General features: G+C 63.8%; 22 protein-coding genes. 12 read left to right on the top strand and 10 right to left on the bottom strand.

What is annotated here, in order from left to right:
* Window positions 1-2: 2 nt before the first annotated feature.
* The 6 genes from J3S28_RS05970 to J3S28_RS05945 are packed head-to-tail and all read right to left on the bottom strand — an operon-like array spanning window position 3 to window position 7122.
* On the bottom strand, window positions 3-1382 hold the full coding sequence (locus tag J3S28_RS05970) for a TerD family protein (protein ID WP_207838755.1): 1380 nt from the start codon (window positions 1380-1382) through the stop codon (window positions 3-5).
* On the bottom strand, window positions 1382-2371 hold the full coding sequence (locus tag J3S28_RS05965) for an HAD family hydrolase (protein ID WP_207838753.1): 990 nt from the start codon (window positions 2369-2371) through the stop codon (window positions 1382-1384). Before J3S28_RS05965 ends, J3S28_RS05970 begins: the two co-directional genes overlap by 1 nt.
* Entirely contained in the window at window positions 2368-3504 is a 1137-nt protein-coding gene (locus J3S28_RS28705; RefSeq protein ID WP_307796884.1) for a cysteine protease StiP family protein, read from the bottom strand. The genes J3S28_RS05965 and J3S28_RS28705 overlap by 4 nt, the downstream gene beginning before the upstream one ends.
* Entirely contained in the window at window positions 3501-4793 is a 1293-nt protein-coding gene (locus tag J3S28_RS05955; protein WP_207838751.1) for a phosphoribosyltransferase family protein, read from the bottom strand. Before J3S28_RS05955 ends, J3S28_RS28705 begins: the two co-directional genes overlap by 4 nt.
* Entirely contained in the window at window positions 4790-5995 is a 1206-nt protein-coding gene (locus J3S28_RS05950) for an HpcH/HpaI aldolase/citrate lyase family protein (protein WP_307796883.1), read from the bottom strand. Before J3S28_RS05950 ends, J3S28_RS05955 begins: the two co-directional genes overlap by 4 nt.
* The gene (locus J3S28_RS05945; protein WP_207838749.1) at window positions 5992-7122 is read right to left on the bottom strand and encodes a hypothetical protein; all 1131 of its coding nucleotides are present in this window, start codon (window positions 7120-7122) and stop codon (window positions 5992-5994) included. The genes J3S28_RS05950 and J3S28_RS05945 overlap by 4 nt, the downstream gene beginning before the upstream one ends.
* 339 nt (window positions 7123-7461) lie before the next feature.
* Here J3S28_RS05945 and J3S28_RS05940 point away from each other — a divergent pair, with 339 nt between their 5' ends.
* The 5 genes from J3S28_RS05940 to J3S28_RS05920 all read left to right on the top strand — a co-directional run bounded on the left by J3S28_RS05940 (window position 7462) and on the right by J3S28_RS05920 (window position 12654).
* Complete coding sequence (locus tag J3S28_RS05940) at window positions 7462-8037, top strand: TerD family protein (RefSeq protein ID WP_084834871.1); 576 nt, start codon at window positions 7462-7464, stop codon at window positions 8035-8037.
* A gap of 106 nt (window positions 8038-8143) precedes the next feature.
* On the top strand, window positions 8144-9259 hold the full coding sequence (locus tag J3S28_RS05935) for a DUF475 domain-containing protein (protein ID WP_207838746.1): 1116 nt from the start codon (window positions 8144-8146) through the stop codon (window positions 9257-9259).
* A 133-nt stretch (window positions 9260-9392) separates the two neighbouring features.
* Window positions 9393-10502 carry a ferredoxin reductase gene (locus J3S28_RS05930; RefSeq protein WP_207838744.1) on the top strand — a complete coding sequence of 370 codons (1110 nt, stop codon included), beginning with the start codon at window positions 9393-9395 and terminating at the stop codon, window positions 10500-10502.
* A gap of 12 nt (window positions 10503-10514) precedes the next feature.
* The gene (locus tag J3S28_RS05925; RefSeq protein WP_207838742.1) at window positions 10515-11753 is read left to right on the top strand and encodes a fatty acid desaturase family protein; all 1239 of its coding nucleotides are present in this window, start codon (window positions 10515-10517) and stop codon (window positions 11751-11753) included.
* Between the two features lie 58 nt (window positions 11754-11811).
* Window positions 11812-12654, top strand: a complete 843-nt coding sequence (locus J3S28_RS05920) for an adenylate/guanylate cyclase domain-containing protein (RefSeq protein WP_207838740.1) — start codon at window positions 11812-11814, stop codon at window positions 12652-12654.
* A 19-nt stretch (window positions 12655-12673) separates the two neighbouring features.
* On the opposite strand, the gene J3S28_RS05915 is transcribed toward J3S28_RS05920, so the two are convergent.
* Window positions 12674-13273 (bottom strand): TetR/AcrR family transcriptional regulator, encoded by a 600-nt coding sequence (locus J3S28_RS05915; RefSeq protein WP_207838738.1) that lies wholly within the window; start codon window positions 13271-13273, stop codon window positions 12674-12676.
* 106 nt (window positions 13274-13379) lie between these two features.
* On the opposite strand from J3S28_RS05915, the gene J3S28_RS05910 reads away from it, so the two are divergent.
* Both J3S28_RS05910 and J3S28_RS05905 read left to right on the top strand, forming a co-directional pair.
* Window positions 13380-13862 carry a PaaI family thioesterase gene (locus J3S28_RS05910; protein ID WP_207839518.1) on the top strand — a complete coding sequence of 161 codons (483 nt, stop codon included), beginning with the start codon at window positions 13380-13382 and terminating at the stop codon, window positions 13860-13862.
* Between the two features lie 51 nt (window positions 13863-13913).
* A complete protein-coding gene (locus J3S28_RS05905; protein WP_207838736.1) occupies window positions 13914-15302 on the top strand; it encodes a bifunctional phosphatase PAP2/diacylglycerol kinase family protein in 1389 nt (462 codons plus the stop codon).
* Between the two features lie 4 nt (window positions 15303-15306).
* On the opposite strand, the gene J3S28_RS05900 is transcribed toward J3S28_RS05905, so the two are convergent.
* Both J3S28_RS05900 and J3S28_RS05895 read right to left on the bottom strand, forming a co-directional pair.
* A complete protein-coding gene (locus tag J3S28_RS05900; protein ID WP_207839621.1) occupies window positions 15307-15507 on the bottom strand; it encodes a hypothetical protein in 201 nt (66 codons plus the stop codon).
* A gap of 15 nt (window positions 15508-15522) precedes the next feature.
* Complete coding sequence (locus J3S28_RS05895) at window positions 15523-15711, bottom strand: hypothetical protein (protein WP_207838734.1); 189 nt, start codon at window positions 15709-15711, stop codon at window positions 15523-15525.
* 48 nt (window positions 15712-15759) lie between these two features.
* On the opposite strand from J3S28_RS05895, the gene J3S28_RS05890 reads away from it, so the two are divergent.
* Genes J3S28_RS05890 through malQ form a run of 5 tightly spaced genes read left to right on the top strand, consistent with a single transcriptional unit; the run spans window position 15760 to window position 22085 of the window.
* The gene (locus J3S28_RS05890; RefSeq protein ID WP_207838731.1) at window positions 15760-16149 is read left to right on the top strand and encodes a VOC family protein; all 390 of its coding nucleotides are present in this window, start codon (window positions 15760-15762) and stop codon (window positions 16147-16149) included.
* Between the two features lie 41 nt (window positions 16150-16190).
* A complete protein-coding gene (locus tag J3S28_RS05885) occupies window positions 16191-16772 on the top strand; it encodes a (2Fe-2S)-binding protein (protein WP_207838728.1) in 582 nt (193 codons plus the stop codon).
* Window positions 16769-17767: an FAD binding domain-containing protein gene (locus J3S28_RS05880; protein ID WP_207838725.1), complete on the top strand. Its 999-nt coding sequence runs from the start codon at window positions 16769-16771 to the stop codon at window positions 17765-17767. Before J3S28_RS05885 ends, J3S28_RS05880 begins: the two co-directional genes overlap by 4 nt.
* The gene (locus J3S28_RS05875; protein WP_207838723.1) at window positions 17764-19878 is read left to right on the top strand and encodes a xanthine dehydrogenase family protein molybdopterin-binding subunit; all 2115 of its coding nucleotides are present in this window, start codon (window positions 17764-17766) and stop codon (window positions 19876-19878) included. Before J3S28_RS05880 ends, J3S28_RS05875 begins: the two co-directional genes overlap by 4 nt.
* A gap of 56 nt (window positions 19879-19934) precedes the next feature.
* Window positions 19935-22085, top strand: coding sequence for a 4-alpha-glucanotransferase (gene malQ / locus J3S28_RS05870; RefSeq protein ID WP_207839517.1), 2151 nt, complete (start codon window positions 19935-19937; stop codon window positions 22083-22085).
* 4 nt (window positions 22086-22089) lie between these two features.
* On the opposite strand, the gene J3S28_RS05865 is transcribed toward malQ, so the two are convergent.
* The gene (locus tag J3S28_RS05865) at window positions 22090-22935 is read right to left on the bottom strand and encodes an alpha/beta hydrolase (protein WP_207838721.1); all 846 of its coding nucleotides are present in this window, start codon (window positions 22933-22935) and stop codon (window positions 22090-22092) included.
* Between the last annotated feature and the right edge of the window lie 50 nt (window positions 22936-22985).

The raw sequence follows: 22985 nt of genomic DNA, 5'->3' as shown, positions 1-22985 counted from the left end.
GGCTACCTCATGAAGTCGTTCGACAAGAACCGTTGCAATTGCGGGACGGCTTCACCGGGATGCTTTGCCGTGATGCCCTCACCGATCGCCTGCAGCTTCCAGGTGCCGTCCTCGCGGAAGACCTTCGCCATGACCACGCCGGTGTAGGCCATACCACCCGCGAGGGTGTACCGCGCGAGCTCGACGTTCGTCGTCTGGTCGACCAGTCGGCAGAACGCGTTCTGCACCTGCTCGAACGTCTGGCCCTGGTAAGAGGTGACGATGAAGATGATCGCGTTGACGTGCATCGGGACACGAGTGAGATCGACCGTGACCACCTCGTCGTCGCCCTCGCCCTCGCCGGTCAGGTTGTCACCGAGGTGCCGGATCGATCCGTCCTTGGACGTGAGTTGTCCGTAGTAGGCGACATCGGCGAGTTGGGTGTCGGCGTACATGACGGCGGAGGCGTCGAGGTCGATGTCGGCGCCACGGCTTCCGAACATCTTCTTGACGACGACAGGATCCCAACCGAGCCCCATCTGGATGTTGGTGAGTGCGACCCCGCCGTCCTTCTTCAGCGAAACACGTTGTCCCTTGGACAGGCTCACGGGTCGGCTCTTCGTGAGACTGACCTCGGGCGGGCTTGTCGGTGCCGGGGCAGCATAACCGGGCTGCTGGTTGTAGGCCGGTTGCTGGTTGGGAGCGGGTTGCTGCGGTGGCGGATATGCCGAGGGCTGTGGTTGCTGCGGCGGGTAATTCGGGGCCGACGGCTGCTGCGGCGGGTAGTTCTGCTGTGGTGGATGGTTTTGGGGCGGTGCCTGCTGCGCGGCGGGCGCCGAGGGTTGCCGGGAGTAGCTCGGCGGAGGGCTGTTCCGCACCGGGGGAGGCGGCGGTGCGGCCGCGGGTGCGGGTGCGTCGTCGACCGAGACGCCGTGATCGGTCACCAGTGCCGCGAAACCACCTGCATAACCCTGCCCGACTGCGCGGACCTTCCAGTCGCCACCACGACGGTATACCTCGAGTGCGATCACGATCGACTCACTCGACAGGCCGTCGATCCGGTATTCGTACAGCGACTGTCCTCCGCCACTGACCCGGGCGACCGGCGGCGCCACCGCGCCGAAGGTGCCGTTGTCGAGCGTGATCACGGCTCGCACCTGACTGATGTCAGCAGGGACGGCGCCCAGCGAGATGGACAGGGTTCCGATCCCGGCGCCGGCTTGCAGAGACACCCCCGGCCCGTTGGGTTGGTTGAAGAAGACGAAATCGGCGTCGGTTCGGACTTTGCCGCTGTCGGTCACCAGCAACGCGGACAGATCACCCGCGGTGGCGAGGTCGACGGTGATTTCGACCGTCGCCGCGTTCAGCGGACCGTTTTGCCCTTTGACCAGAGTTGTTGTCATCACCTGAGCCCTTCGTTGGGTGTGGAATTGTCGATGATCGAGCTCCGCTGTGCTTCGTCTACGTCGACAGCACCGGCGACCTGTCGAGCCAAGGCCGATTTGTCCGGTTCGTCGACGTTCACCATTGTGCCTGCCCGCATCAGCAGCCATGTCAGCATCTCCTCGGACGCCGCGAGGCCACGCCCTTCGGTCACCGCCACATTCGAGTGGCTCCAACCGAGTTCTTCGAGTTCGCCGTGCCGCGGCCGGATGGCGGCGTCGGCCCCGACGAGCATGGGCTGGTCGAGCACACCGTCGCCCGCAGCGTAGCTGGATGACGGTACGTCGATCAGCCGCGCGCGCACCTCGTCGACCGCGAGTTGCTTCGTCACAGGATCCGGCATCACATAGATCTTTCGCCCCTGGCGGGAGACGTTCCAGCCGCGTTCGGCGGCCCAGCTCGCCCACGCCGGAACCACCTGCGGGGGAAGCAATTCGAGTTCGACGACGACGTAGCAGAAGAGTCCGTCGGCGATCCGCATCGTGCGCAGCCACGGTGCGTCGGCGGCGTCGGTGCTGAGCCGTTCGTACACCGCGTCGACCCCGACGCCCAGTGTGCCGAGCAGGTCCGAGACCCGTCGGGACCACGCTTCGTCGCGGACCCCGTTCACGAGGATGTTGCCTCCGTTGCTGGTGATCGCGAAGCGCGGGGTGTCGATCGGCAGCGTGATCCGCCGGTATTGCTCGATGGTGCGGGTGGTCGTCGGCACCACCTCGGCGATCGCGGCCAACTCGGTGAGCATCGCCATTGCCGTGGGCGACATGAACGACTGCGGCCTGCCTTGATAGATCTCCACACAGTGTGCTGAGGCGGACAGCGCGGCGGCGGTGGCGGCGTCCGAAGCTCCCTCGGCGATTGCGGCAGCCGAGTAGATCAGGGTGCGATCGAGGTCGATCGTGGCGAGTGCACGTCCCGTCGACGGTGTCGCCGCGGTGTCGAGAGTGTTCACGAGACCTCTTTCACCAAGCCCATACAGCTGTAGGCGAGGTCCGGGACGACCTCGACGGGAACGCCTCGGGCAGTTGCCAGCGCGCGGATGTGCTCGTGTTCCGGATCATCCGCCGTTCGTACCAGGATCATCCAGGGGACCCTGCGCAGCAGTACGCGGGTGGTCTCGCCGACCCCTGGCTTCACGAAGTTGACCGAGGAGATGCCGTGACTGTTGCGGACCTCCTCGACCGAACGCCATCCGGACCAGGTCGGCGTGCGGTCAGAACTCTGGATCTCGTCCCGGCGGGTCGACGCTTCCGTTGTCGCCGAATCGAACTCGGCGGTCACCGCGTCGAGCAGAACGGCCGACATGTCCTGCCCGGACAGCTCCGCGTAGAACTTGGCGCCATGGAAGTCGTCAGCACCGATGAAGTCGACATTGAGGACTGTTCGCGAGATCAGACCGGACACCGTCGAGTTCAGGCACGCCGACGCGATGAGGAAATCGTCGCGGGTGCCGAATGTGCGAACGCACGAACCCGGGTCCGCGAGCACCGCCAAGTCCGGATTGAACACCGGGCCACCGTCGACCGACAAGGCATCGAGGGCTTCGGCGAGCTCTTTGGTGATCGCACCCTTGCCGGTCCATCCGTCGACGAACACGACCTTCGCCGGATCGTGGTGTGCGGCCAGGTATTTCATGGCGTTCGCATCGATTCCCCGGTCGCGGACGATCGACACCGCATAGTGGGGGAGGTCCAGACCGTGGTGGTGCTCGGCCCAGCGACGCATCAACACACCGACCGGTGTTCCTGCTCGGGCCAGGGAGGCCAGCACCACGTCGGTACCGCGTTCCGCGAGAACGAGTTCGGTGACCGCACCCACCGCAACAGCCAGCCGGTGCGCGCTGTTTGCCAATACTCGCCCGAACAACTCCTGGTAGGCGGCGTCGGGCTGGAACTCGACGGGCAGCGACTCCGCATAATGGGCGAGACCGGCCTGGATCCGCTGCTCTCGCGCGGCCACATCGCCTTCGAGCGCCACCGAGGAGAGGTCCTTGAGAAGCCACTTCACCTCGTCGGGGCCGTAGCTGCCGAACTCTGGGCCGGTGAGTGGGACCGGGGACACCCGGATGTCGCTACCAGGACTCACGGCGTCTCCCTCGCTGCGCGAAGGGCAAGGTAATCGGTGCCTGGTACGACCACCAGTAAGACATCGATTCCGGCACCGCTGATGGTGTCGAGCAGTCCACCCGACGCCGCCAGCGCTTCGGTGTCGGCAGGCGAATCGATGATCATCACCAATCTCGCTCCGGGATCGTCATGAGTTGCGTTGTACAGGTACCGATCTCGGGCCTCATCTGGTTCGGGAGCAATGAAATGGTGTCCACGCCGCAGCGGATAACCCTGTTGATCGATCACGTGTGCGGGCGAACGCGTGGTGGTTTGACTCAAGATCGGGGCCTCGATGAACTCGGCAAGACTCCCGGCCACCCGCTGGGGCAGATACATCAGTTCCTCGTGTCCGACCACGACGATCGACCTGACCGGGTCCAGATGTCCGGCCACTACCCGGGCCACTTCGGAGATGGCCTCGTCGAACTGTGGCCAATCGGCCCGCCGGAAACCGTGCCGACCGCCGTCGGGAACCGACGCCGGCCACGGGACCTCCAACCGTTCCACAGATCCTCGGTGCTGTGACGTCCCCGCAGACGTAGCAGTCGGCAATTCCACGATCCTTGCCGGCAGGCCTTCGGGGATATGGGTACGACCCCGGGCCAGACTGACGAACTCGACCTCAGTGCCCAGTTCGTCCGCTCGTAGCCGGCACCGGGTGATGTCTTCGTCGGTACGCATATCGACCAGCGATGACACCAGGTACAGCGATCGGCTGTGGATGCGTTGCATCGACGAGATGGCGTCCAGGGCCGTAGCGCCCGTGGAGATCTCGTCGTCGACGAGCACCACGGGCAGGTCGGTGCACAAGCTGTTCGGGTCTGTGGGCACGATCAGGTGGTCGGTGGCGTGGGAGTGACCCTCCTCGAATCGAGCGATCACCGGAACCGCAGAGTTCCCGCGTCGGGTCGACTGCAGATAGTGCCCGGCATCCATCTGGTGCGCGACCGCATGTCCCAGCCCCGTTGCGGTCTCGGCGAACCCGAAGACCAATGAGTCGGACAGGCCGTGTGCGCGCAGGGCAGCGGTCGACAACACGCCGAGATCGGCGGCGGCTGCGAAGATCACAGCAGGAGGGACCGGTATGTGCTTACCGAGCACCGTGGACACCCACAGATGAGCCCGTTTCGGGTTGCGTCGAAGTCCCGGACGCACCAGGTCTTCGACACGCCAGCCTTTGACACCGGACACATGTTCGGCGTCGAGCCCGAAGTGCTCGCGTGCATACGGCTCGGTCCCTGGTGCCGCACGGTTACCGGCGATCATCGAAGCACCACCGCCGTCAGCAGATCGACCACACCGATCTCCGGTTGCAGCACTCCGAATGCCTGAGACCGGATGAGAGTCTTGACGGCCCAGTTCCGATGCGGGCGCCGCTCGTTCATCTTGTTCCGGTAGGCCGATGCCAGTACACCACCGGTGTCGTCGACCCCCAACACCGCAACGGCGTCGTCATACTCCTCGTGTGGCACAGCGCTCATCGCGTGCACGACGTTCACGTGCGACGGGTGGATGACGGTCTTGCCCTGCAATCCGTTCGCGCGGTCGAGAACCAGTTCGCGCAGCAGGCCATCGAGATCGCGACTGACCAGGTGTGTCCGGAACCGAACCGCATCGATCTCCTCGAAAGGAGTGTGGCGCAGCAACGGCCGGAACATCCGGTCGTGGGTGTTGTAGTACTCCCACACCGGCCCCGTGATCGTATGGCCGGTACCGTCGGCCCTGCCGAGCACATTGACGATGGCACCGATGACCTCGGCGACGGGATGTACGTCATAGATGGTCAGGTCGGGATCGCGCCGGATACCGAGCGCACCACACATGTCGGTACCGCCGATCCGGACGGCCAGGATCTTGCCCCGATGCTTGTCGAGCACCTGCCTGATCGACTCCAGCGCAGCGGCCCGGGTCTCGAGATGGAGGACGGATGTCGACTCGATGATCGGCATCGCGTACAGCACCCGACCGACCTGTGCTTGCGCGGCCTCGATCCGATTCAGATAGTCGTCGCCGTCCACCCCGGTGAACTTGGGGAGCACGAACCCCGCGAGGCTGTCGACGCCGTCACCGAGCCGTCCCAGCAATTCGTCGATTTGCTGTGGCCGCCGGACCCGGACGAAGAGCAGCGGCGCTGCCTGACCACCTGCCGCCAGCTCGCGAAGTGTGTTCGTGAGGTTGGTGATCGCCGCGTCGACGTCACCGTCGGCGATTGCGTCCTCGAGGTCGATGACCATCGACGTCGAACCGCTGCGCCGCTGCCGGAGGATCAGTTCGGCGAGTCGTTCGCGGCTGGCCGGGATGTACAGCGTGGCGCCCAGGGCGACACTGAGCAGTTCCGGAGGTGCGTCCATCCCGATCGGTTCGGGGAGGCGGAAGAACAGTCGTTCGCGTTCTGTTTCGTCGAGCGCGGTGAAGTGTTGCAGTTGCTTCGTCCCCGCAGTTCCGGCGGCGCTCGAGTCTGTCGTCACCGCCTGGCCTCGTCTTTCATCTTGCTCACTACTCCGGACACGAAGTCGGAGATGGCGCGCAGGTCCACCAGATACCCCCAATAGTCAGGATGCCGACCGGTCAGAGCTGCGACGGCTCGATCGACTCTCAAAACCTGTGCGTCCAGAACCGATCCCCATTGTTTGACCACGCCGAGATTGACGGCGAGCAATTGAGCATCCCGGATCTGAAACCGAACCCTACCGGCAGCTGCCGGTGGATCCCGCTGAACAAGGCGAAGTTCATTCAAACGATCAGTGACCCCGTCGACCAATTCCTCGGCCTCCGACAAGTGTGTGCGAGCCCTGGTGATGGCCGCCAATGCCGATTCCGGGTCTGATCTCAGTGCGGTTGTGGCCGAATCGATTTCACTGGATGCTCGCTCGAGTTCCTGTGCGCTGAGGCGGTCGTGTCCGACCAGGTCACGGGAGCACTGTGCGCTGAACTCGCGGAGCAGGGCCGAATACGCTTCCGGCATCCTGGCGCTGCGATTCCGGACCGCCGACAACCGGGTACGGACCGACGCAAGCGCCGCACGGGCATCTTCGGCCCTGCCCGGAGCTGCGGCAATGGCCTGTTCCAGCCTCTTGACGGCCTCGCCGAGTGCGGCGGTCCTGGCCCGGAGTTGGGCCCGGTCCCCGCCCCCCTGGGATACCGAAAGCTGGGCAGCCTCGAGCTCCCTGAGACATCGATCATGGTGCTGTACAGCAGTTGTCACGGAGGTGTACGCCAGCTGATCGGGAGGTAGACGAGCCAGCCGATCGACGAGGCTCTCCGAATCAGCGCGTACCCGCGCCGCCTCCTCCGGTACGGCCGCGTAAGAGATCCTGGCGTGCTCGAGCTGGGTCGAATGACGTTCGTAGAAATGATCGAGCGTTCGAATCGAATCGGTGATCTGAGACAACGTGCGTTGGTAGTCGTTCAGAGGAGCAAGTGGTCCGTCGCTCCCACTGAGGGTCAGGTACTGGTTGATCGTCTCGTAGCAAGCGTCGCGGATGGGTACGAAGGCGCGCACCAATTCACCACCGGTGCCCAGTACCTCGGCAGCTGCGACGGAATCACTGATGATCGACAAGCGCTGGTCGAGTTGGAGAAACGCGTTCACCATGTCGTTTCGAGCATGTTCGACGGCGCCAGTGGATCCGCCACCGGCGCTACGGTCATCTCGTCGAAACCAGCCCCTGGCCACACCGCGCATCCTACTGGGATGAGAAGGAACGGCTCCGCCGACGGATGAAGGCGGCCGGCTCCGGCGCTGGAGAATTGGGACCGGACTCACTGCGGCCGGCGAAACGGCAGTCATTCAATCGGTTCAGCGTTCGGCTTTGTCGCCCCCGTCGATGTCCACTTTCACGTACGGTTACTCCCAAGGACTGGTTCTGAGCAGAAGTTGCTCTGACCTCTGGGCCTCATCTACTCACGAAGACAACTCAGGAAGGGTACTGACATGGGCGTCAGCTTGAGCAAGGGCGGAAACGTTTCGTTGACCAAGGAGGCTCCGAACCTGACCGCAGTGGCGGTCGGTCTCGGCTGGGACGTGCGTTCCACCACGGGCACGGACTTCGACCTGGACGCGAGCGCGATCGGCGCCGGAGCCGACAAGAAGGTCGTTTCCGACCAGCACTTCATCTTCTTCAACAACCTGCGGTCCCCGGATGGCTCCATCGAGCACACCGGTGACAACACCACCGGCGAAGGCGAAGGCGACGACGAGGTCATCAACGTCGACCTGGCTGCAGTGCCGCCGAACATCGAGTCGGTCGTCTTCCCCGTCTCGATCTACGACGCCGATGCGCGTTCGCAGTCATTTGGCCAGGTCCGTAATGCTTACATCCGGGTCACCGACCGTTCGAACGGCACCGAACTCGCCCGCTACGACCTGTCGGAAGATGCGTCCACCGAGACCGCGATGGTCTTCGGCGAGCTGTACCGCAACGGTGCAGAGTGGAAGTTCCGCGCGATCGGTCAGGGTTACGCCTCAGGTCTCGCGGGCATCGCTCGTGACTTCGGCGTGAACGTCTAGCCTTCCGGCGACGAATGGCAACTACATAGAAGTACACTTGCGCACTATCGCGGAACCACTCCCGGTTCCGCGATAGTGCTGTTACCGGCAAAACTAAGGAGCACGTGTGGTCATCCGCGTATTCGGCATTTCGATCGCTGTCACGATCGTCTCGCTGGGCGTTGCGTACCTCTATGGCGGGTGGACTGCGCTGGCTCTGTGCGCAATCCTCGGAATTCTCGAGGTCTCCCTCTCCTTCGACAATGCGGTCATCAACGCGACCGTGCTGGAGAAGATGAGCGAATTCTGGCAGAAGATCTTCCTCACCATCGGCATTCTCATCGCCGTCTTCGGAATGCGCCTGCTGTTCCCGCTGCTCATCGTGTGGGTCACGGCCGGACTGAATCCTGTCGAGGCCTTCGATCTCGCGATGAACGTGCCGACCGACCCCAACGCGGAGACGTACGAGGAGATCCTCACTGCCGCGCATCCACAGATCGCGGCGTTCGGCGGCATGTTCCTGTTCATGCTCTTCCTCAACTTCATCTTGGAAGACAACGAGACCAAGTGGTTGACCTGGCTGGAGAAGCCGCTCGCCGTCATCGGCAAGCTCGACCAACTGGCCGTGGTGATCGCCGGCGGCAGCCTCGTGCTCATCGCCGAGTTCCTCGCCGACGACCAGCATCGCTCGACCATCATGATCTCCGGTGTTCTCGGCATCATCACCTACATCACGGTCAACAGCCTGGGCCAGTTGTTCCACACCGAGGAGCTCGCTGCCGAGCATGATGAGGCGGTCAAATCGGGGGGCCCGTCCCAACTGGCGAAGGCCACGGGCAAAGCGGGTTTCTTCCTGTTCCTGTACCTCGAGGTCCTCGACGCGTCGTTCTCGTTCGACGGTGTCATAGGCGCCTTCGCGATCACGGCGGACCCGATCATCATCGCCCTGGGTCTGGGCTTCATCGGCGCGATGTTCGTTCGGTCGATCACCGTGTACCTCGTGCGGGCGGGAACGCTCAACGAGTACCGGTACCTTGAGCACGGCGCGCACTGGGCCATCGGCGCTCTGGCTGCCATCTTGTTCTTCTCGATCAAGTGGCACATCAACGAGATCATCACCGGCCTCGTCGGCGTGGCGTTCATCGGCGCGGCCGCTCTGTCGAGCATCGTGGCCAATCGGCGGGAAGCAGCCGCCGAGTCCGGCAGCGAGTCGTCCGAGAAGGATTCGCTCACCGCCAAGTAGCTCGTGCGCCACAACCCGCTCGGCGCACACCACTATCGCTGCGGTGTACATGTGTACACTCGAATGCACACGCACGGCCGTGGTGACGCTCATCTGGGCGTCACCACGGTGGTGATGAGGGAGCGGAGTGTTTGTGGACTTGCTGAAGTGGAGTAAGCGCCCCGCCGCCGGGGTGGAGGCCAGCAAACCCCAGATCAATGTGCTCAGGGGGCTGGTGGCGCGGGCTACTACGCCGCTGCTTCCCGACGATTATCTGCACCTTCTGAACCCGCTGTGGTCAGCGCGCGAGCTACGAGGGCGAATCGTGGCGGTGCGCAAGGAAACCGACGACACAGCCACGGTGGACATCGAGACAGGCTGGGGCTTCAGCCACCGCTATCGACCAGGCCAGTACGTCGGGATCGGCTTGCAGGTCGAAGGTCGCTGGCACTGGCGGTCTTATTCGCTCACCTCTATCGCAGGAGACGACAAGGTCATCTCGGTGACCGTGAAGGCGAATCCCGACGGATTCCTGTCGAGCCATCTCGTGGACGGCGTCCTACCGGGAACAGTCATCCGGCTCGCGGCGCCCAAGGGCGACTTCTCGCTGCCCAGTCCGCCGCCGAAGAAGGTGTTGTTCCTGACCGCCGGTTCGGGTGTCACCCCCGTGATGGCGATGTTACGCGGTCTGAGTTCCCGGGGCGACATGCCGGACGTGGTTCATTTGCACTCCGCACCGAATCGCGAATCCGTCATCTTCCACGACGAACTGGTCGCGCTGCAGCAGACGTCGCCGTCCTACCACCTCGAAATGCAGTTCACCCGGGAAGACGGCAAGATCGATTTGCACGATCTCGGGTCGGTTGTACCGGACTGGCAGGATCGGGAGTGTTGGGCGTGCGGGCCTGTGCAAATGCTCGACGTGGCCGAAGAGGTGTGGGAGAAAGCCGGTCTGCAAGAGAGTCTGCACATCGAACGGTTCGCGATCGCCCGCACCGACAAGGGCGGTGAAGGCGGTACCGTCACGTTCAGCAAGACGGGGAAATCCGCGGAAATCGACGGTGCCACAACGCTTTTGGAGGCCGGTGAAGAACTGGGTATCCAGATGCCGTTCGGCTGTCGGATGGGTATCTGCCAATCGTGCGTCGTACCGTTGTCCGCGGGCTACATTCGAGACCTGCGTTCGGGAGACGAGCGCCGAGAAGGAGATCGAATCCAGACGTGCATCAGCACCGTGTCTGGCGAATGCACACTCGACCTCTAGGAGGGGCACATAGTGGCGATCACTGATATCGACCTATACGCACACCTGACCGAAGCCGACGTCGAAGCACTCGGCAAAGAGTTCGATGCGATCAGGCGTGACATCGAAGAATCGCGTGGCGAGCAAGATGCCCGCTATATTCGGCGCGCGATCACGATCCAGCGCAGTTTGGCGGCGGGTGGTCGTGCGGTTCTGTTCGCCAGTCACAAGAGGCCTGCGTGGATTGCGGGCACGGTGATGCTCGGTCTTGCAAAGATCATCGAGAACATGGAGCTCGGGCACAACGTGATGCACGGGCAGTGGGATTGGATGAATGATCCCGAGATCCATTCGTCCTCGTGGGAGTGGGACACCACCTGTCCGAGCAGTCAGTGGAAACACTCGCACAACTTCATCCATCACAAGTACACGAACATCGTCGGGATGGACGACGACGTGGGCTACGGAATTCTCAGGGTGACGCGAGACCAGCCGTGGGAGTGGTGGAATCTCGGCAATCCGATCTACAACCTCACCCTCGGGACGTTCTTCGAGTACGGCGTCGCGCTCCACCACGTCGAGACCGAAAAGGTCCGCAAGGGACAGAAGAGTCTGGGCGAAATCGGTAAAGACCTCCGAATCATCGGGCGCAAGGTGGGCAAGCAGGCGGCCAAGGACTATCTGATCTTCCCCGCGCTGACCGGGCCCAACTGGAAACACACCCTGACGGCCAATGTCACGGCGAACTTCATCCGTAACTACTGGACGTACGCGGTGATTTTCTGCGGTCACTTCCCGGATGGGGCCGAGAAGTTCACCAAAGAGGAGTACGAGAACGAGGATCAGGCTCGGTGGTATCTGCGACAGATGCTGGGTTCGGCGAACTTTCGCGCGGGCAAGCTGATGCGGTTCATGTCGGGCAACCTCAGTCATCAGATCGAACACCACCTGTTCCCGGACCTGCCGAGTAACCGTTACGAGGAAATCGGTGTTCGCGTGCGTGAGCTGTGTGAGAAGTACGACCTTCCGTACACCACCGGCACGATCTGGCACCAGTACCTGCTCACATTCCGGACGATTGCGAAACTGGCGTTGCCGAATGCGCTTCTATCGGCGAGCAGCGACGATGCGCCGGAGACGGCGTCCGAACTGCGGTTCAACATTCGGGAGGGTGTGCAATCGAGTTTCAGCACGGATCCGGAGTCAGGGAAAAGGCGGGGTCTGCGCACAGCTCTGAAGGAGCTTCGCGATTCGAAGGTGAAGGCAGCCTGACCACGTCACGTGCGAATGTCATCACTCCGGCACCGCTGGTCCGCATAGACTTTCTCCGATGAGCAAGTCGAACCACGACGGCGGAGACATCGCCAAAGGATCAGAGCAGGTTCGTCGAGGCGCCGGCCGGTTCGGAAATTTTCTGGTGCGCGCAGACGGCAGCGAGGGGCTGGTACGTGCCGCGCGGGCAGCCCGCAGAGTGGCGCCGGGGGCGCGTCCCGACATCGATCCTGAGCGCTTGCGGCATTCCGAACGCATCGCGGGGTTGATCGCCCAGGCCCGCGGCGAAAGGCCTAGTGCAGTGCGGGAATTGGCCCTGGCCGCCGTCGAGTCGTGGCAGGCACTGGTGACGCGCAGGCGTCCTGATGATCCCGATGTCGGCGGACCGGTGACCATACTGTTCACCGATCTTGTCGGGTTTTCTACCTGGGCATTGGGGGCCGGGGACGACGCAGTGCTCGAACTCCTTCATCAGGTCAACGAATCGAGCACCGAGATCATCAACAGGCGTGGTGGCTCGGTGACCAAGCATCTGGGTGACGGCCTGATGGCGGTCTTCCGGGACGGCGCGGTCGCCATCGAGGCCGCGCACGAGGCGGGTGTGGCGGTATCGGCGATCACCATCGACGGCTATCGCCCGGCCCTGCGCGCGGGGCTGCACACGGGAGAGCCGCGACACGTCGGCGACGACTACCTCGGGGTCGATGTGAACATCGCCGCCAGAGTCGCCGATGCGGCGTCAGCAGGGGAGGTCCTGGTGACCGAGGCGACTCTGGCGGTAACGGACGAGACCAAGTACATCAAGCGACGCAGGCGATTTCGGGCGAAAGGAACGCCCAAGGATCTTGTCGTCTATGCGGTCTTGCCACGCTACGACGGCGAACCCGACGAGCTCGACTGAGCCGAGCATGACTGCTGGCTCAAGCCGGTCGCAATGCTGCGTACAGGACCTTGAGCTGCGCGGCGGCGACATCCAGCGACTCGACGTTCCGTTGGCTCCGACACTGGATGATCGCGCCTTCGATTGCGTTCACCACGAACAGCGCGAAGCTTTCCGCGTCGTCGGGCGACAGCCCACCGCGGAGTGCGGAGTCGGCGACCAGTCGACGCCAGGCATCAAAGGCCACATTGGCAGTGGCAGCGACCTCTGGCTCGTCTGGCGCGGCCATGGCGGCGGCCGCCACCGGACACCCGAGTGCGTAGTCGCTGCCCTCGAGTTCACGCTTCCACCACTTCAACAGGGCGTCGACAGCGTCCTGTGGTGACCGGGTGCTGGTGAGGTGATCGATGAACGCTGTCATCTGCTCGCCTGATTCCGCGGTGGCGGTCGCGATCAGTCCAGACTTCCCGTTGGGGAAGTGTTGATAGATGGAGTTCCTGGCCGCGCCGCTGTGACCCAGGAGGTCGGCAACACTCGTCGCGAAGACGCCGCGCCGCCGGACCAGGTCTATCGCGGTGGAGATCAGCCGTTCGCGCGGTCCTGCCGTTGCGTCGAACTCCTGTATCGGTTTGCCGGCCACCTTGACCTCCTTGCCACTCCATAGACCGATTGGTCCATCCACAGTGCTACGCTTCATCGGATGGACCGTTTGGTCTACAACGCTACCAGGAGGGAGTCCCATGACAATGCGAATCACCGAGCAGGCCGCAACCGGTACCTCGGATCAGATCTCGATTGCCGAAATGACCGGGCTGGAGGTGTTGCGGTACATGACCGGACTGCCGGAGCGGCCACCCAACATCGCGCAATTGGTGGGTATGGAAGTCGAGTCACTGGAGGAGGGCCACGTCAGATTCAGTCTGAACGCCCGGCCAGACATGACCAATCCGATCGGATCACTTCATGGCGGCATATGTGCAACTCTGCTCGACTCGGTGATGGGGTGCGCGGTGCACACGACCCTCGGTGCTGGCGTCGGCTATGGAACGCTGGAACTCAAAGTCAACTACATCAGGTCGGTTCCTACCGATGGACGCCGAATCATCGGTTATGGCAAAACGATTCACGTGGGACGTCGGACTGCGACCGCCGAAGGCGAGATCCGGGACGAACGAGACAAGTTGATCGCGCACGGCACCACCACCTGCATCATTCATCAGCCGGACTGACGTGAGGCCGGTGAAGGCGCGCACGGACTCGGAGACCCTAGACTTCGTGGAGTGCAGTCTCCCGAGATACCGCGTCCTGTTCCAGGTGGCCGAGGATGGCCCGATCCGTTGATGCGCAATCTGACGCTGTCGGCCAACCACGGCAAATTGTGGTTTGCGGTCGCAGGCGTCTTGGCTCTGATGGGTAAACGGCATCGCCGCGCGGCCGCGCGCGGCGTGGGATCGCTGGCCGGTGCAAGCCTGGTGTCCAACACCGTGATCAAACCGCTGGTGGGTCGCAGTCGCCCTCCTGCAGATCTGCTGCATCCGCATCGTCAGTTGCCGAGGATGCCCTGGACATCGTCATTCCCCAGCGGTCACAGCGCTTCGGCCGCGGCATTCGCGGTCGGGGCGGCGATGGAACGGCCGCGCACCGCGATAGTCCTCGCGCCGCTCGCTGCCGCGGTCGCCTACTCCCGGGTCTACGTCGGTGTGCACTATCGAACAGATGTGGTCGCCGGGGCCGCAATCGGCACCGGCGTGGCACTCGCGGGTCACTTCCTCTGGCCGGCCACTCCGCTCCGTGCGGCAGATACCGCCCCCGGGTCGGCGCCGGCGTTGCCCGCCGGCGAAGGCTTGGCCGTTGTCGTCAACCCCCGATCAGGGTCGGCAGCCGATGCCCCGGCAGAGGTCACAAACGCGCTGCCGGGGGCGACCATCGTGCAGTGGGACGTTGACAGGCCCCTCGACGACCAGATTCCTGACGGATTTCGTGCGCTGGGCGTCGCGGGCGGCGACGGCACCGCCGCAACGGTTGCGCAACTCGCGCTCGTTCGCGGATTGCCGTTGGCCGTGTTCCCGGCCGGTACCCTCAACCACTTCGCTCGATCGCTCGACCTGGAGACCTATGCCGACACCGCGCGCGCAGTGACCATGGGGACAGCAGGGACCGTCGACGTCGGACGGATCGATGGCCGCGTTTTTCTCAACACCGCGGGCCTCGGTGGCTATCCGGAAATGGTCCGGCTTCGCGAACGCCTCGAACATCGCATCGGAAAGTGGCCCGCAGCTGCGTTCGCGCTCTATCGTGCGGTCAAAGGACGTAAGCCCGTCGACCTCGTCATCAACGGACAACATCATTCGGTATGGGCCGTGTTCGTCGGCAACGGCGTATATCGACCTCGCGGTCTGAGCCCGGCGCGACGCACTGACCTGGCCGACGGTGTGCTGGACCTCCAGTACCTGCGTGCAGACCGGAAGTTCGGTCGCACCATGGCCATCGTCGCATCGCTGTTCGGAACGGTCGAGCGATCGAGGGTCTTTGGTTCCGTACAAGCTTCTCGACTGGAGATCACCAGCGCGTCTGGCCCGCTGCTCACCGCGCACGATGGCGAAGTGACCGGCCCTGTCGAGCACGTGCTCCTCGAGCTCGATGAGCGGCGGCTGACGGTCTACCGCTGAGGCTTCAGATGATCGTCGGCCCGGGACTCGGATCCGGCGGCGTTGGCGCCGGAAACACCGGATCGGGTGCGGGATGTTCGGGACCCGGCGGGGTGGTGGGTTCCGGTTGGGGCGTCGGAACGGGTTCCGGTTCCGGCACGGGCGGGATGGTGGGCTCGGTTCCCGGTGGTTCCGGACGATCTGGGGCGGGAATAGGTTGTCCCATGGTCGATCTCCTCGCCTAGGGGTGATTGCGCGGAGCACGGACGGCGGTTTCCATCGAGCGCTCCATCTCCATGCTTACCAGTGCCGGAGGTCGGGTGAGTGCGATCAGGCCCGGATGCCACGCCGCAATCTGGTACCCGGCACACCCATGACCACCGCGCTGGTAGCAGAATCCGGGCCGCGCGTGCAGTTGCGTCAGCAACATCGGCGCGGTATGTCCGTTTCTGGCCGATGTGTCGGGTAGACAAGACCCATGGAGGTTCTCAGTGGCCGAATCATTCTCCGCCCGTCAGACCCGCGGACGACGATCCGGTTCTATCGCGATCAACTCGGATTGGCCGTCGCCCGCGAGTACCCCGGCGGAATAGTATTCTTCGCCGGGGCCGCGCTGATCGAGGTGGCCGCACACATGGATGCGGAAGACGCACCACCGAGTACGAGCGTCCTGTGGCTGCAGGTGCGTGACGTCGCCGTCGCCGAACGCGAACTCCGCGAAGCAGGCGTCGCCATCACCCGAGACGCGAAAACCGAACCTTGGGGGCTCATCGAGATGCACGCGGTGGATCCCGACGGCACCGAGATCATCTTCGTACAGGTTCCGGAGGATCACCCACTTCGCCGCGATGGACGTTCACCTGCCTGAACTCGTGTTTGCCGCCGCGGTCGGTTGGGTACCTCCGGACAATGGATGACCTGCCCTCATCACGTCCTGTCGCTGTGCGCTCCGGTCCGGTTCGAACGATCGGGCTACATGTCAACGGCGAACATCACCATATCGAATGTGACCCTCGGACAACGCTTTTGGACGCTCTTCGAGATCACATCGGATTGACAGGCGCGAAAAAGGGATGCGACCGCGGCCAGTGCGGTGCCTGCACAGTTCTGGTCGACGACCGCCGGGTGGTGAGCTGTTTGATGCTCGCGGTGGCCGCTCAGAACCACCGGATCACGACGATCGAAGGAATTGACCAAGTCCCTTCCGGGTCGGCGCTACAAAAGGCGTTCATCGATCACGATGGATTTCAGTGCGGATTCTGTACTCCCGGCCAGATCTGCTCAGCAGTCGGCATGCTCGACGAGGCCAAGCACGGCTGGCCGAGCGCGGCGAGCGCGGATCTGGCAGAGCCCCACGACGTTGTGCTCGACGACGAAGAGGTACGAGAGCGTTTGAGCGGCAACATTTGTCGATGTGGCGCATACGTCAACATCGTGGCCGCGGTCCGGAGCGCCGCAGATGAGGGCGCAGCGAGCGAGGAATCGTCATGAAGACATTCGACTACCTCGCGCCGGACAGCGTGGACATCGCCGTCGAGCGCCTCGGCGCCGACCCGGATTCGAAACTCCTGGCCGGCGGCACCAATCTGGTCGACCTGATGAAACTCGGTGTGCTCAGCCCCGACACCCTCATCGATATCAGTGCTCTGCCGCTCGATCAGGTGGATCTGACCGAGTCGGGCGTCCTGCAGATCGGCGCCAACGTCCGGAACAGCGATCTGGCGGCCCATCCAGTAGTACGGACGCGTTATCCGGTGCTGTCGCAAGCGCTGCTCGCCGGAGCCTCGGGGCAACTGCGGAACATGGCGACCACCGGAGGCAACCTGTTCCAGCGCACCCGGTGTCCGTACTTCATGGACATCCGGAAGGCGTGCAACAAGCGCGAGCCCGGCTCCGGGTGTTCAGCGGTGGGGGGTGTCAACAGAGACATGGCGATCCTGGGTGCGTCGTCGCAGTGTGTCGCAACCCACCCGTCGGACATGGCAGTGGCGATGGCCGTCCTCGAACCGCAACTCGAGATCCTCGGACCAGCAGGTCGGCGTTTCGTTCCCTACGACGCGCTCTACCGACTCCCCGGTGACCACCCTGAACTCGACACCACACTGGAGCGTGACGATCTCGTCTTGTCGGTGGCCATTCCCGCCCTGCAGGCCGCCCGGACGTCGACCTATCGAAAGGTCCGCGACCGGGCATCATTCGCTTTCGCCCTCGTATCGGTGGCCGCAGTCCTCGAGGTCCACGACGGTGTGGTCTCGGCGGCTCGGATCGCGCTCGGCGGTGTAGCCCACAAGCCATGGCGCGCGCGTGCGGCCGAGCAGCAGCTGATCGGCCGATCGGCTGTCCGCCCGGAGTTCGCTGCTGCGATCGATCTCGAACTGGAGGCGGCACAAGCACTCTCGGACAACCAGTTCAAGATTCCGATGGTCCGGTCGCTGGTGACCCAGACGCTGGTGCAGCTCGCGGGTGGTCAGGTGGCGCAGCGATGAGCGCGCTCGGGGTGCCGCACCGCCGCGTCGAGAGCGACGAGAAGGTGAGGGGAACGGCCCGGTACACCGCAGATCAACGGCCGGATGGTGAGGGCGTCGTCCACTGTCGCCACGTCGGCTCACAGGTCAACCGCGGGCGGGTCGTTGCGATCGACGTCGAGTCTGCGCTGTCGCAGCCGGGCGTCCTCGCTGTGCTGTGGCATCAAAACGCGCCCGCGCTGGGCGAAGTCGACGACGCCGAGTTGTTGATCATGCAGTCCGACGAGGTGAGCTACCGGGGACAAATCGTTGCGGCGGTCATTGCCACCTCCGCGGAGACTGCGCAGGCGGCCGCCGACTCTCTGGACATCACCTACGAGAGCTCCTCCGAGTTCGACAACGTACTGCTGAGGGACCACCCGGATCTTTACGCGCCAAAAGAAGTCAACGCCGGTTTTCCGACCGACGCCCGCCGTGGCGATCCCGAGCAAGCGCTGTCCGATGCGGCACACATCGTCGACCAGTGGTACTCCACGCCTGCCATGCACAACAACCCGATGGAGCCGCACGCGTCCGTTGCCCGATGGCGGCACGACGACGGAGGTGCCGAACTCACGGTCTGGGACTCCACCCAGGCGCCGTCAGGGGTGCAGGAGGACCTCGCGACATTGTTCGGTCTCGAACCGGAGCGCATTCGAGTGATCGCCGAGCACGTCGGCGGCGGGTTCGGAAGTAAGGGGAGCACTCGTCCGAACACGGTACTGGCCGTCATGGCGGCCAGGCACCTGAAGAGCACAGTCCGCGTCGTCCTCCCGAGGTCAGCGACGTTCACCTTCGTCGGGTACCGAACCCCGACGTATTCGCGGCTGGCTCTGGGCGCCGATCCGCAGGGGCGGTTGTCGGTCGTCTGCCACGGCACCGTGCAGCAGACATCGAAGATTGTCGAGTTTGTCGAGCAGACCGCCGAAGGTACTCGGCACATCTACCGATCGGATCACAGCAAGACCACACATCGCGTTGCTGCCCTCGATGTCTCGACGCCGCGCTGGATGCGCGCACCTGGGGAGGCGCCAGGAATCCACGCCCTCGAGTGCGCCATCGATGAACTCTCCTACGAGCTCGGGATGGACCCGATCGAACTCCGCATCCTGAACGAGCCCGATGCGGACCCGGCAACGGGAACCCCGTTCAGTTCACGCAACGTGGTCCGAGCGCTTCGGGTGGGGGCGGACAAGTTCGGCTGGGAACAACGCAATCCTGAGCCTGCAGCCACACTCGTGGGACGGAAGCTGTGGGGCACCGGAGTCGCTCTTGCCTCGTATCCCGCACTCACCTCGCCCAGCACTGCCCGCGCCCGCGCGAACAGCGATGGAACCTTCGACGTCTTTGTGGCCGCCTCCGACATCGGCACCGGCGCGCGAACCGTGCTCGCACAGATAGCCGCCGATGCCCTCGACGCACCGTACTCGGCGGTTCGCCTCCACCTCGGCGACAGTTCGTTACCGAAAGCCCCCGGTGCCGGTGGCTCCGCAGGTACGTCGTCGTGGGGTTTCGCCGTGGACAAAGCATGCCGCGACCTGCGCTACCAGCTCAGGCAGGTGGGCGTACCGAGTACTGCCCTCGAAGTCACAGCCGACACCGCCGACGACGTCGCGGCGCGGGCGGAGATGCCGCGAGAAGCCTTCGGCGCCCAGTTCGCACAGGTGAGCGTCGACGTCGACACCGGTGAGGTGGCCGTGGAGCGGATGCTCGGCGTGTTCGCTGTGGGGCGGGTGCTCAACCCGCGATTGGCGCGGTCGCAGCTCATCGGCGGTATGACATTCGGCCTCGGGATGGCGCTGCTCGAAGAGGGGATTCCCGACCACGATTACGGCGGCTTCGCGAACGAGAACATGGCCGATTATCACGTGCCTGTTCATGCCGACGTAAGGAACATCGACGCGATCTGGATCGACGAGGAAGACAACGACCTCAACCCGATGGGTAGCAAGGGAATCGGCGAGATCGGGAATGTCGGTTCCTCGGCCGCGATCGTCAACGCGGTGCACCACGCCTGCGGGGTGAGGGTCAGAGATCTCCCGGTGCGGCCCGACAAGCTGCAATCCCTGATAGATCCTGCACTGCGCGAGTGACGCCGAGTAGTAGCCGGGGCGAGCGCAACGCCCGCAAACCTGGCAGCATCGCAGACGTGGGCTACGCCGTGCAGCTGAGAATCCTTGCCGATCGATGTGGTGTCGCCACTTCATACGAGGGCTGGGACAAGCAGCGCAAGCAGGTGTCCGACGGCAGTTTGAAGCACATCCTCGGGGCGCTGGGTGTCCGTTGCGACACACTCGACACCATTGTGCAGTCCCTGCACGAGATCGACGAGAAGCCCTGGCGCAGGACGCTGCCGCCGGTACTCGTCGTCACCCAGGGGTCGGACAGCCACATTCCGGTCCACGTTCCTCATGGAACGCAGGTCCGGGTCTGGGTGAGGACCGAGCACGGTGCCCACGTCGGAGTCGACCAGGTGAACGTCTGGACGGAGCCACGCGAAATCGACGGCGTGTTGATCGGGCGGGCAACCTTCGCTGTGCCGGCCTCGTTGTCAACCGGGTGGCATTCGATTCACGCCGAACCCGACAGCGGAGCGCCAGCGGTGTGCTCTCTCGTCGTGACTCCGAAACGACTGACGACCGCCGACAAGTTCGCTGCTGATCAGCGGTGGGGACTGGCTGCTCAGCTGTACTCGATCCGCTCCCGCCGTTCGTGGGGAATCGGGGACCTGGCCGATCTGTCGGACATCGCTCACATCGCTGGATCGGTGCACGGCGCGGACTTCGTCCTGGTCAATCCCCTTCACGCAGCGCAGCCCCAACCACCGCTGGAGCGCTCTCCTTATCTACCGACGACCAGAAGGTTCGTCAATCCGCTCTACATCCGGGTCGAGGACATACCCGAGGCGGCGCTGTTGCCGGAGACCGCCCATCGGCAGATGCACGATTACGCGGCCAAATACGCCAAGAGCAACACCGACCCGAATCGCATCCGCCGGAACTCGGTGTATCGGGCGAAACTCAAGGTTCTAGAAACCATCTTCCGCGTTCCCCTGAGTCCGCACCGGCGCGGCAGTCTGGACCGATACCTCAGCGCTGAAGGCGAAGGCCTGTTGGAGTTCGCGACCTGGTGTGCCCTGATCGAAAAGTACGGCGCGGCAAGCCCTAAATGGAGAAAGTCTCTCCGAGACCCCAGCGGCGTCGCCGAATCGAGAATCAAGCTGGCCGATCGAATTGCCTTCTACAGCTGGTTGCAGTGGATCTGCGACGAGCAGCTTGCGTCCGCTCAGGAAGCCGCAACCGACGCGGGTATGAGCATCGGGATCATTCACGATCTCGCGGTCGGGGTGCAGCAGGGTGGCGCTGATGCATGGGTGCTCGGCGACGCGCTCACCACAGGTGTATCGGTTGGCGCTCCTCCTGACGCGTTCAACCAACAGGGACAGGTGTGGAACCAGCCACCCTGGCACCCATGGCGTTTGGCCGAGCAGGGTTACGTCCCGTTCCGTGACATGCTCCGTACGGTCCTGCGGCGCGCGGGGGGACTCCGTATCGATCACATTCTGGGTTTCTTTCGGCTGTGGTGGATTCCAGAAGGCGAATCGGCGGCCGAGGGTACCTATGTCACTTTCGACCACGAGGCCTTGATCGGCATCCTGGTGCTGGAGGCGCAACGCGCCGACGCCGTGATCATCGGCGAGGATCTCGGTGTCTTCGAACCGATCGTTCAGGACTACCTCAGCGCACGTGGGGTGCTGGGGACGTCGATCCTATGGTTCGAACACGGCGAGTCCGCCCCGATTCCGCCGGAGGACTACCGCACCCTGTGCCTGACCTCCGTCAACACCCACGACCTGCCGCCGACCGCTGGTTACCTGGCCGGCGAACACATTCGGTTGCGAGCTGAACTCGGCTTGCTCGAGCAGGACGAGGCCACCGAACGCGCGAACGATGCCCGCGACCGTGAGGCGATCCTGCAATTGGCACGCGACCGTGGGCTGCTCGCGGCCGACGCCGACGAAGTGCAGACCGTGGATGCACTCCACGCGCTGATCGCGCGCAGTCCGTCCATGTTGTTATCTGTGGCCCTGGCTGATGCGGTGGGGGAGCGGCGGATACAGAATCAGCCGGGAACAGACGAAACCCAGTATTCGAACTGGTCGATCCCACTCGCAGACGGCGAGGGGAACGTGGTCGGCGTCGAAGATCTCATCGACAACGCGCGGTTCACGAGGTTGGTACGAGCGCTCCGGCCGAATCCGGACGGGGATCGACCGGAGGCGCACCTCGGTCAGCAGTGACGGCTCAGGACGCGTTCGACTTCGGAACCCTTGCCGTGTCCGCGTGTTCCAACGCCCAATTCAGGGCGTAGTCGGCGACGGCCTCCCAGCCTGGTTCGGCGCATGTCCAATGTGAGCGTCCCTCGAACTCGTGATAGTCGGTCAGCGCCTTGGATTTGTGATAGTGCTTGGCATTCGACTTGTTGACCGATGGCGGCATGATGTGGTCTTCGCTGCCGGCTATGAACAGGAGCGGCGCACGATCGTCGAGACTGTAGTCCACCCACGTTTCCTGGTGTCCCGGTTTGAAGTTCGCGATCAGCCCGTACGCCCAGACCCAATTGCCCGGGGCCCCGATGTGGTACCGGTCGTAGACCTTCGTCGACTCCTCGGCGCTGAGAGTGTTCGTGAATGCGTAGTGAAACTCTTCTGGAGTGAACCCCACGGCCTTGTGTCGGTTGGCCGGATTCTTCAGAACCGGGAACAGAGATCTGACCTGTGAGAGCGGGTTGACCCGTACGCCTTCGGTAGGCGCCGAGTCGATCACCACCGCTGCCGACCCGAGACCGCGGGCGACCAACAGCTGAGTGAGTGTGCCGCCGAAGGAATGACCCATGAGGATCGGGGGCGTCTGCACACTCTCGATGACCTGGGCCAGATACTCGACTGTTTCGGGGACTGTGAGACCGGCGATGACGTCCGGGTTCTCGCGTAAGGCCTCGACCTCGATCTCGAACCCGGGGTAGGCCGGCGTCAGGACGCGGTATCCCTTGGCCTCGTAGTAACTCACCCAGCCTTCCCAACTCCGAGGAGTCATCCAAAGGCCATGGATCAGAACGATGGTGTCGGGCGCTGCGGCGGAACTGGTCACGAGAGGTCCTTTCGTCGGTCACTGAGGCTACGTCGGCGTGCTCACCCGGA

It is taken from the genome of Williamsia soli (genome assembly GCF_017377795.1).
Taxonomy (GTDB): Bacteria; Actinomycetota; Actinomycetes; order Mycobacteriales; family Mycobacteriaceae; genus Williamsia; species Williamsia soli.
This window is presented reverse-complemented; position numbering and strand designations above follow the sequence as displayed.

Coding starts and splice junctions, on each gene's coding strand:
- J3S28_RS05885 (WP_207838728.1), top strand. CDS start 16,191: ATGGATGACCTGCCCTCATCACGTCCTGTCGCTGTGCGCTCCGGTCCG.
- J3S28_RS05920 (WP_207838740.1), top strand. CDS start 11,812: ATGAGCAAGTCGAACCACGACGGCGGAGACATCGCCAAAGGATCAGAG.
- J3S28_RS05945 (WP_207838749.1), bottom strand. CDS start 7,122: ATGGTGAACGCGTTTCTCCAACTCGACCAGCGCTTGTCGATCATCAGT.
- J3S28_RS05890 (WP_207838731.1), top strand. CDS start 15,760: ATGGAGGTTCTCAGTGGCCGAATCATTCTCCGCCCGTCAGACCCGCGG.
- J3S28_RS05970 (WP_207838755.1), bottom strand. CDS start 1,382: ATGACAACAACTCTGGTCAAAGGGCAAAACGGTCCGCTGAACGCGGCG.
- J3S28_RS05955 (WP_207838751.1), bottom strand. CDS start 4,793: ATGATCGCCGGTAACCGTGCGGCACCAGGGACCGAGCCGTATGCACGC.
- J3S28_RS05880 (WP_207838725.1), top strand. CDS start 16,769: ATGAAGACATTCGACTACCTCGCGCCGGACAGCGTGGACATCGCCGTC.
- J3S28_RS05910 (WP_207839518.1), top strand. CDS start 13,380: ATGCGAATCACCGAGCAGGCCGCAACCGGTACCTCGGATCAGATCTCG.
- J3S28_RS05875 (WP_207838723.1), top strand. CDS start 17,764: ATGAGCGCGCTCGGGGTGCCGCACCGCCGCGTCGAGAGCGACGAGAAG.
- J3S28_RS05940 (WP_084834871.1), top strand. CDS start 7,462: ATGGGCGTCAGCTTGAGCAAGGGCGGAAACGTTTCGTTGACCAAGGAG.
- J3S28_RS05900 (WP_207839621.1), bottom strand. CDS start 15,507: ATGGGACAACCTATTCCCGCCCCAGATCGTCCGGAACCACCGGGAACC.
- J3S28_RS05895 (WP_207838734.1), bottom strand. CDS start 15,711: ATGTTGCTGACGCAACTGCACGCGCGGCCCGGATTCTGCTACCAGCGC.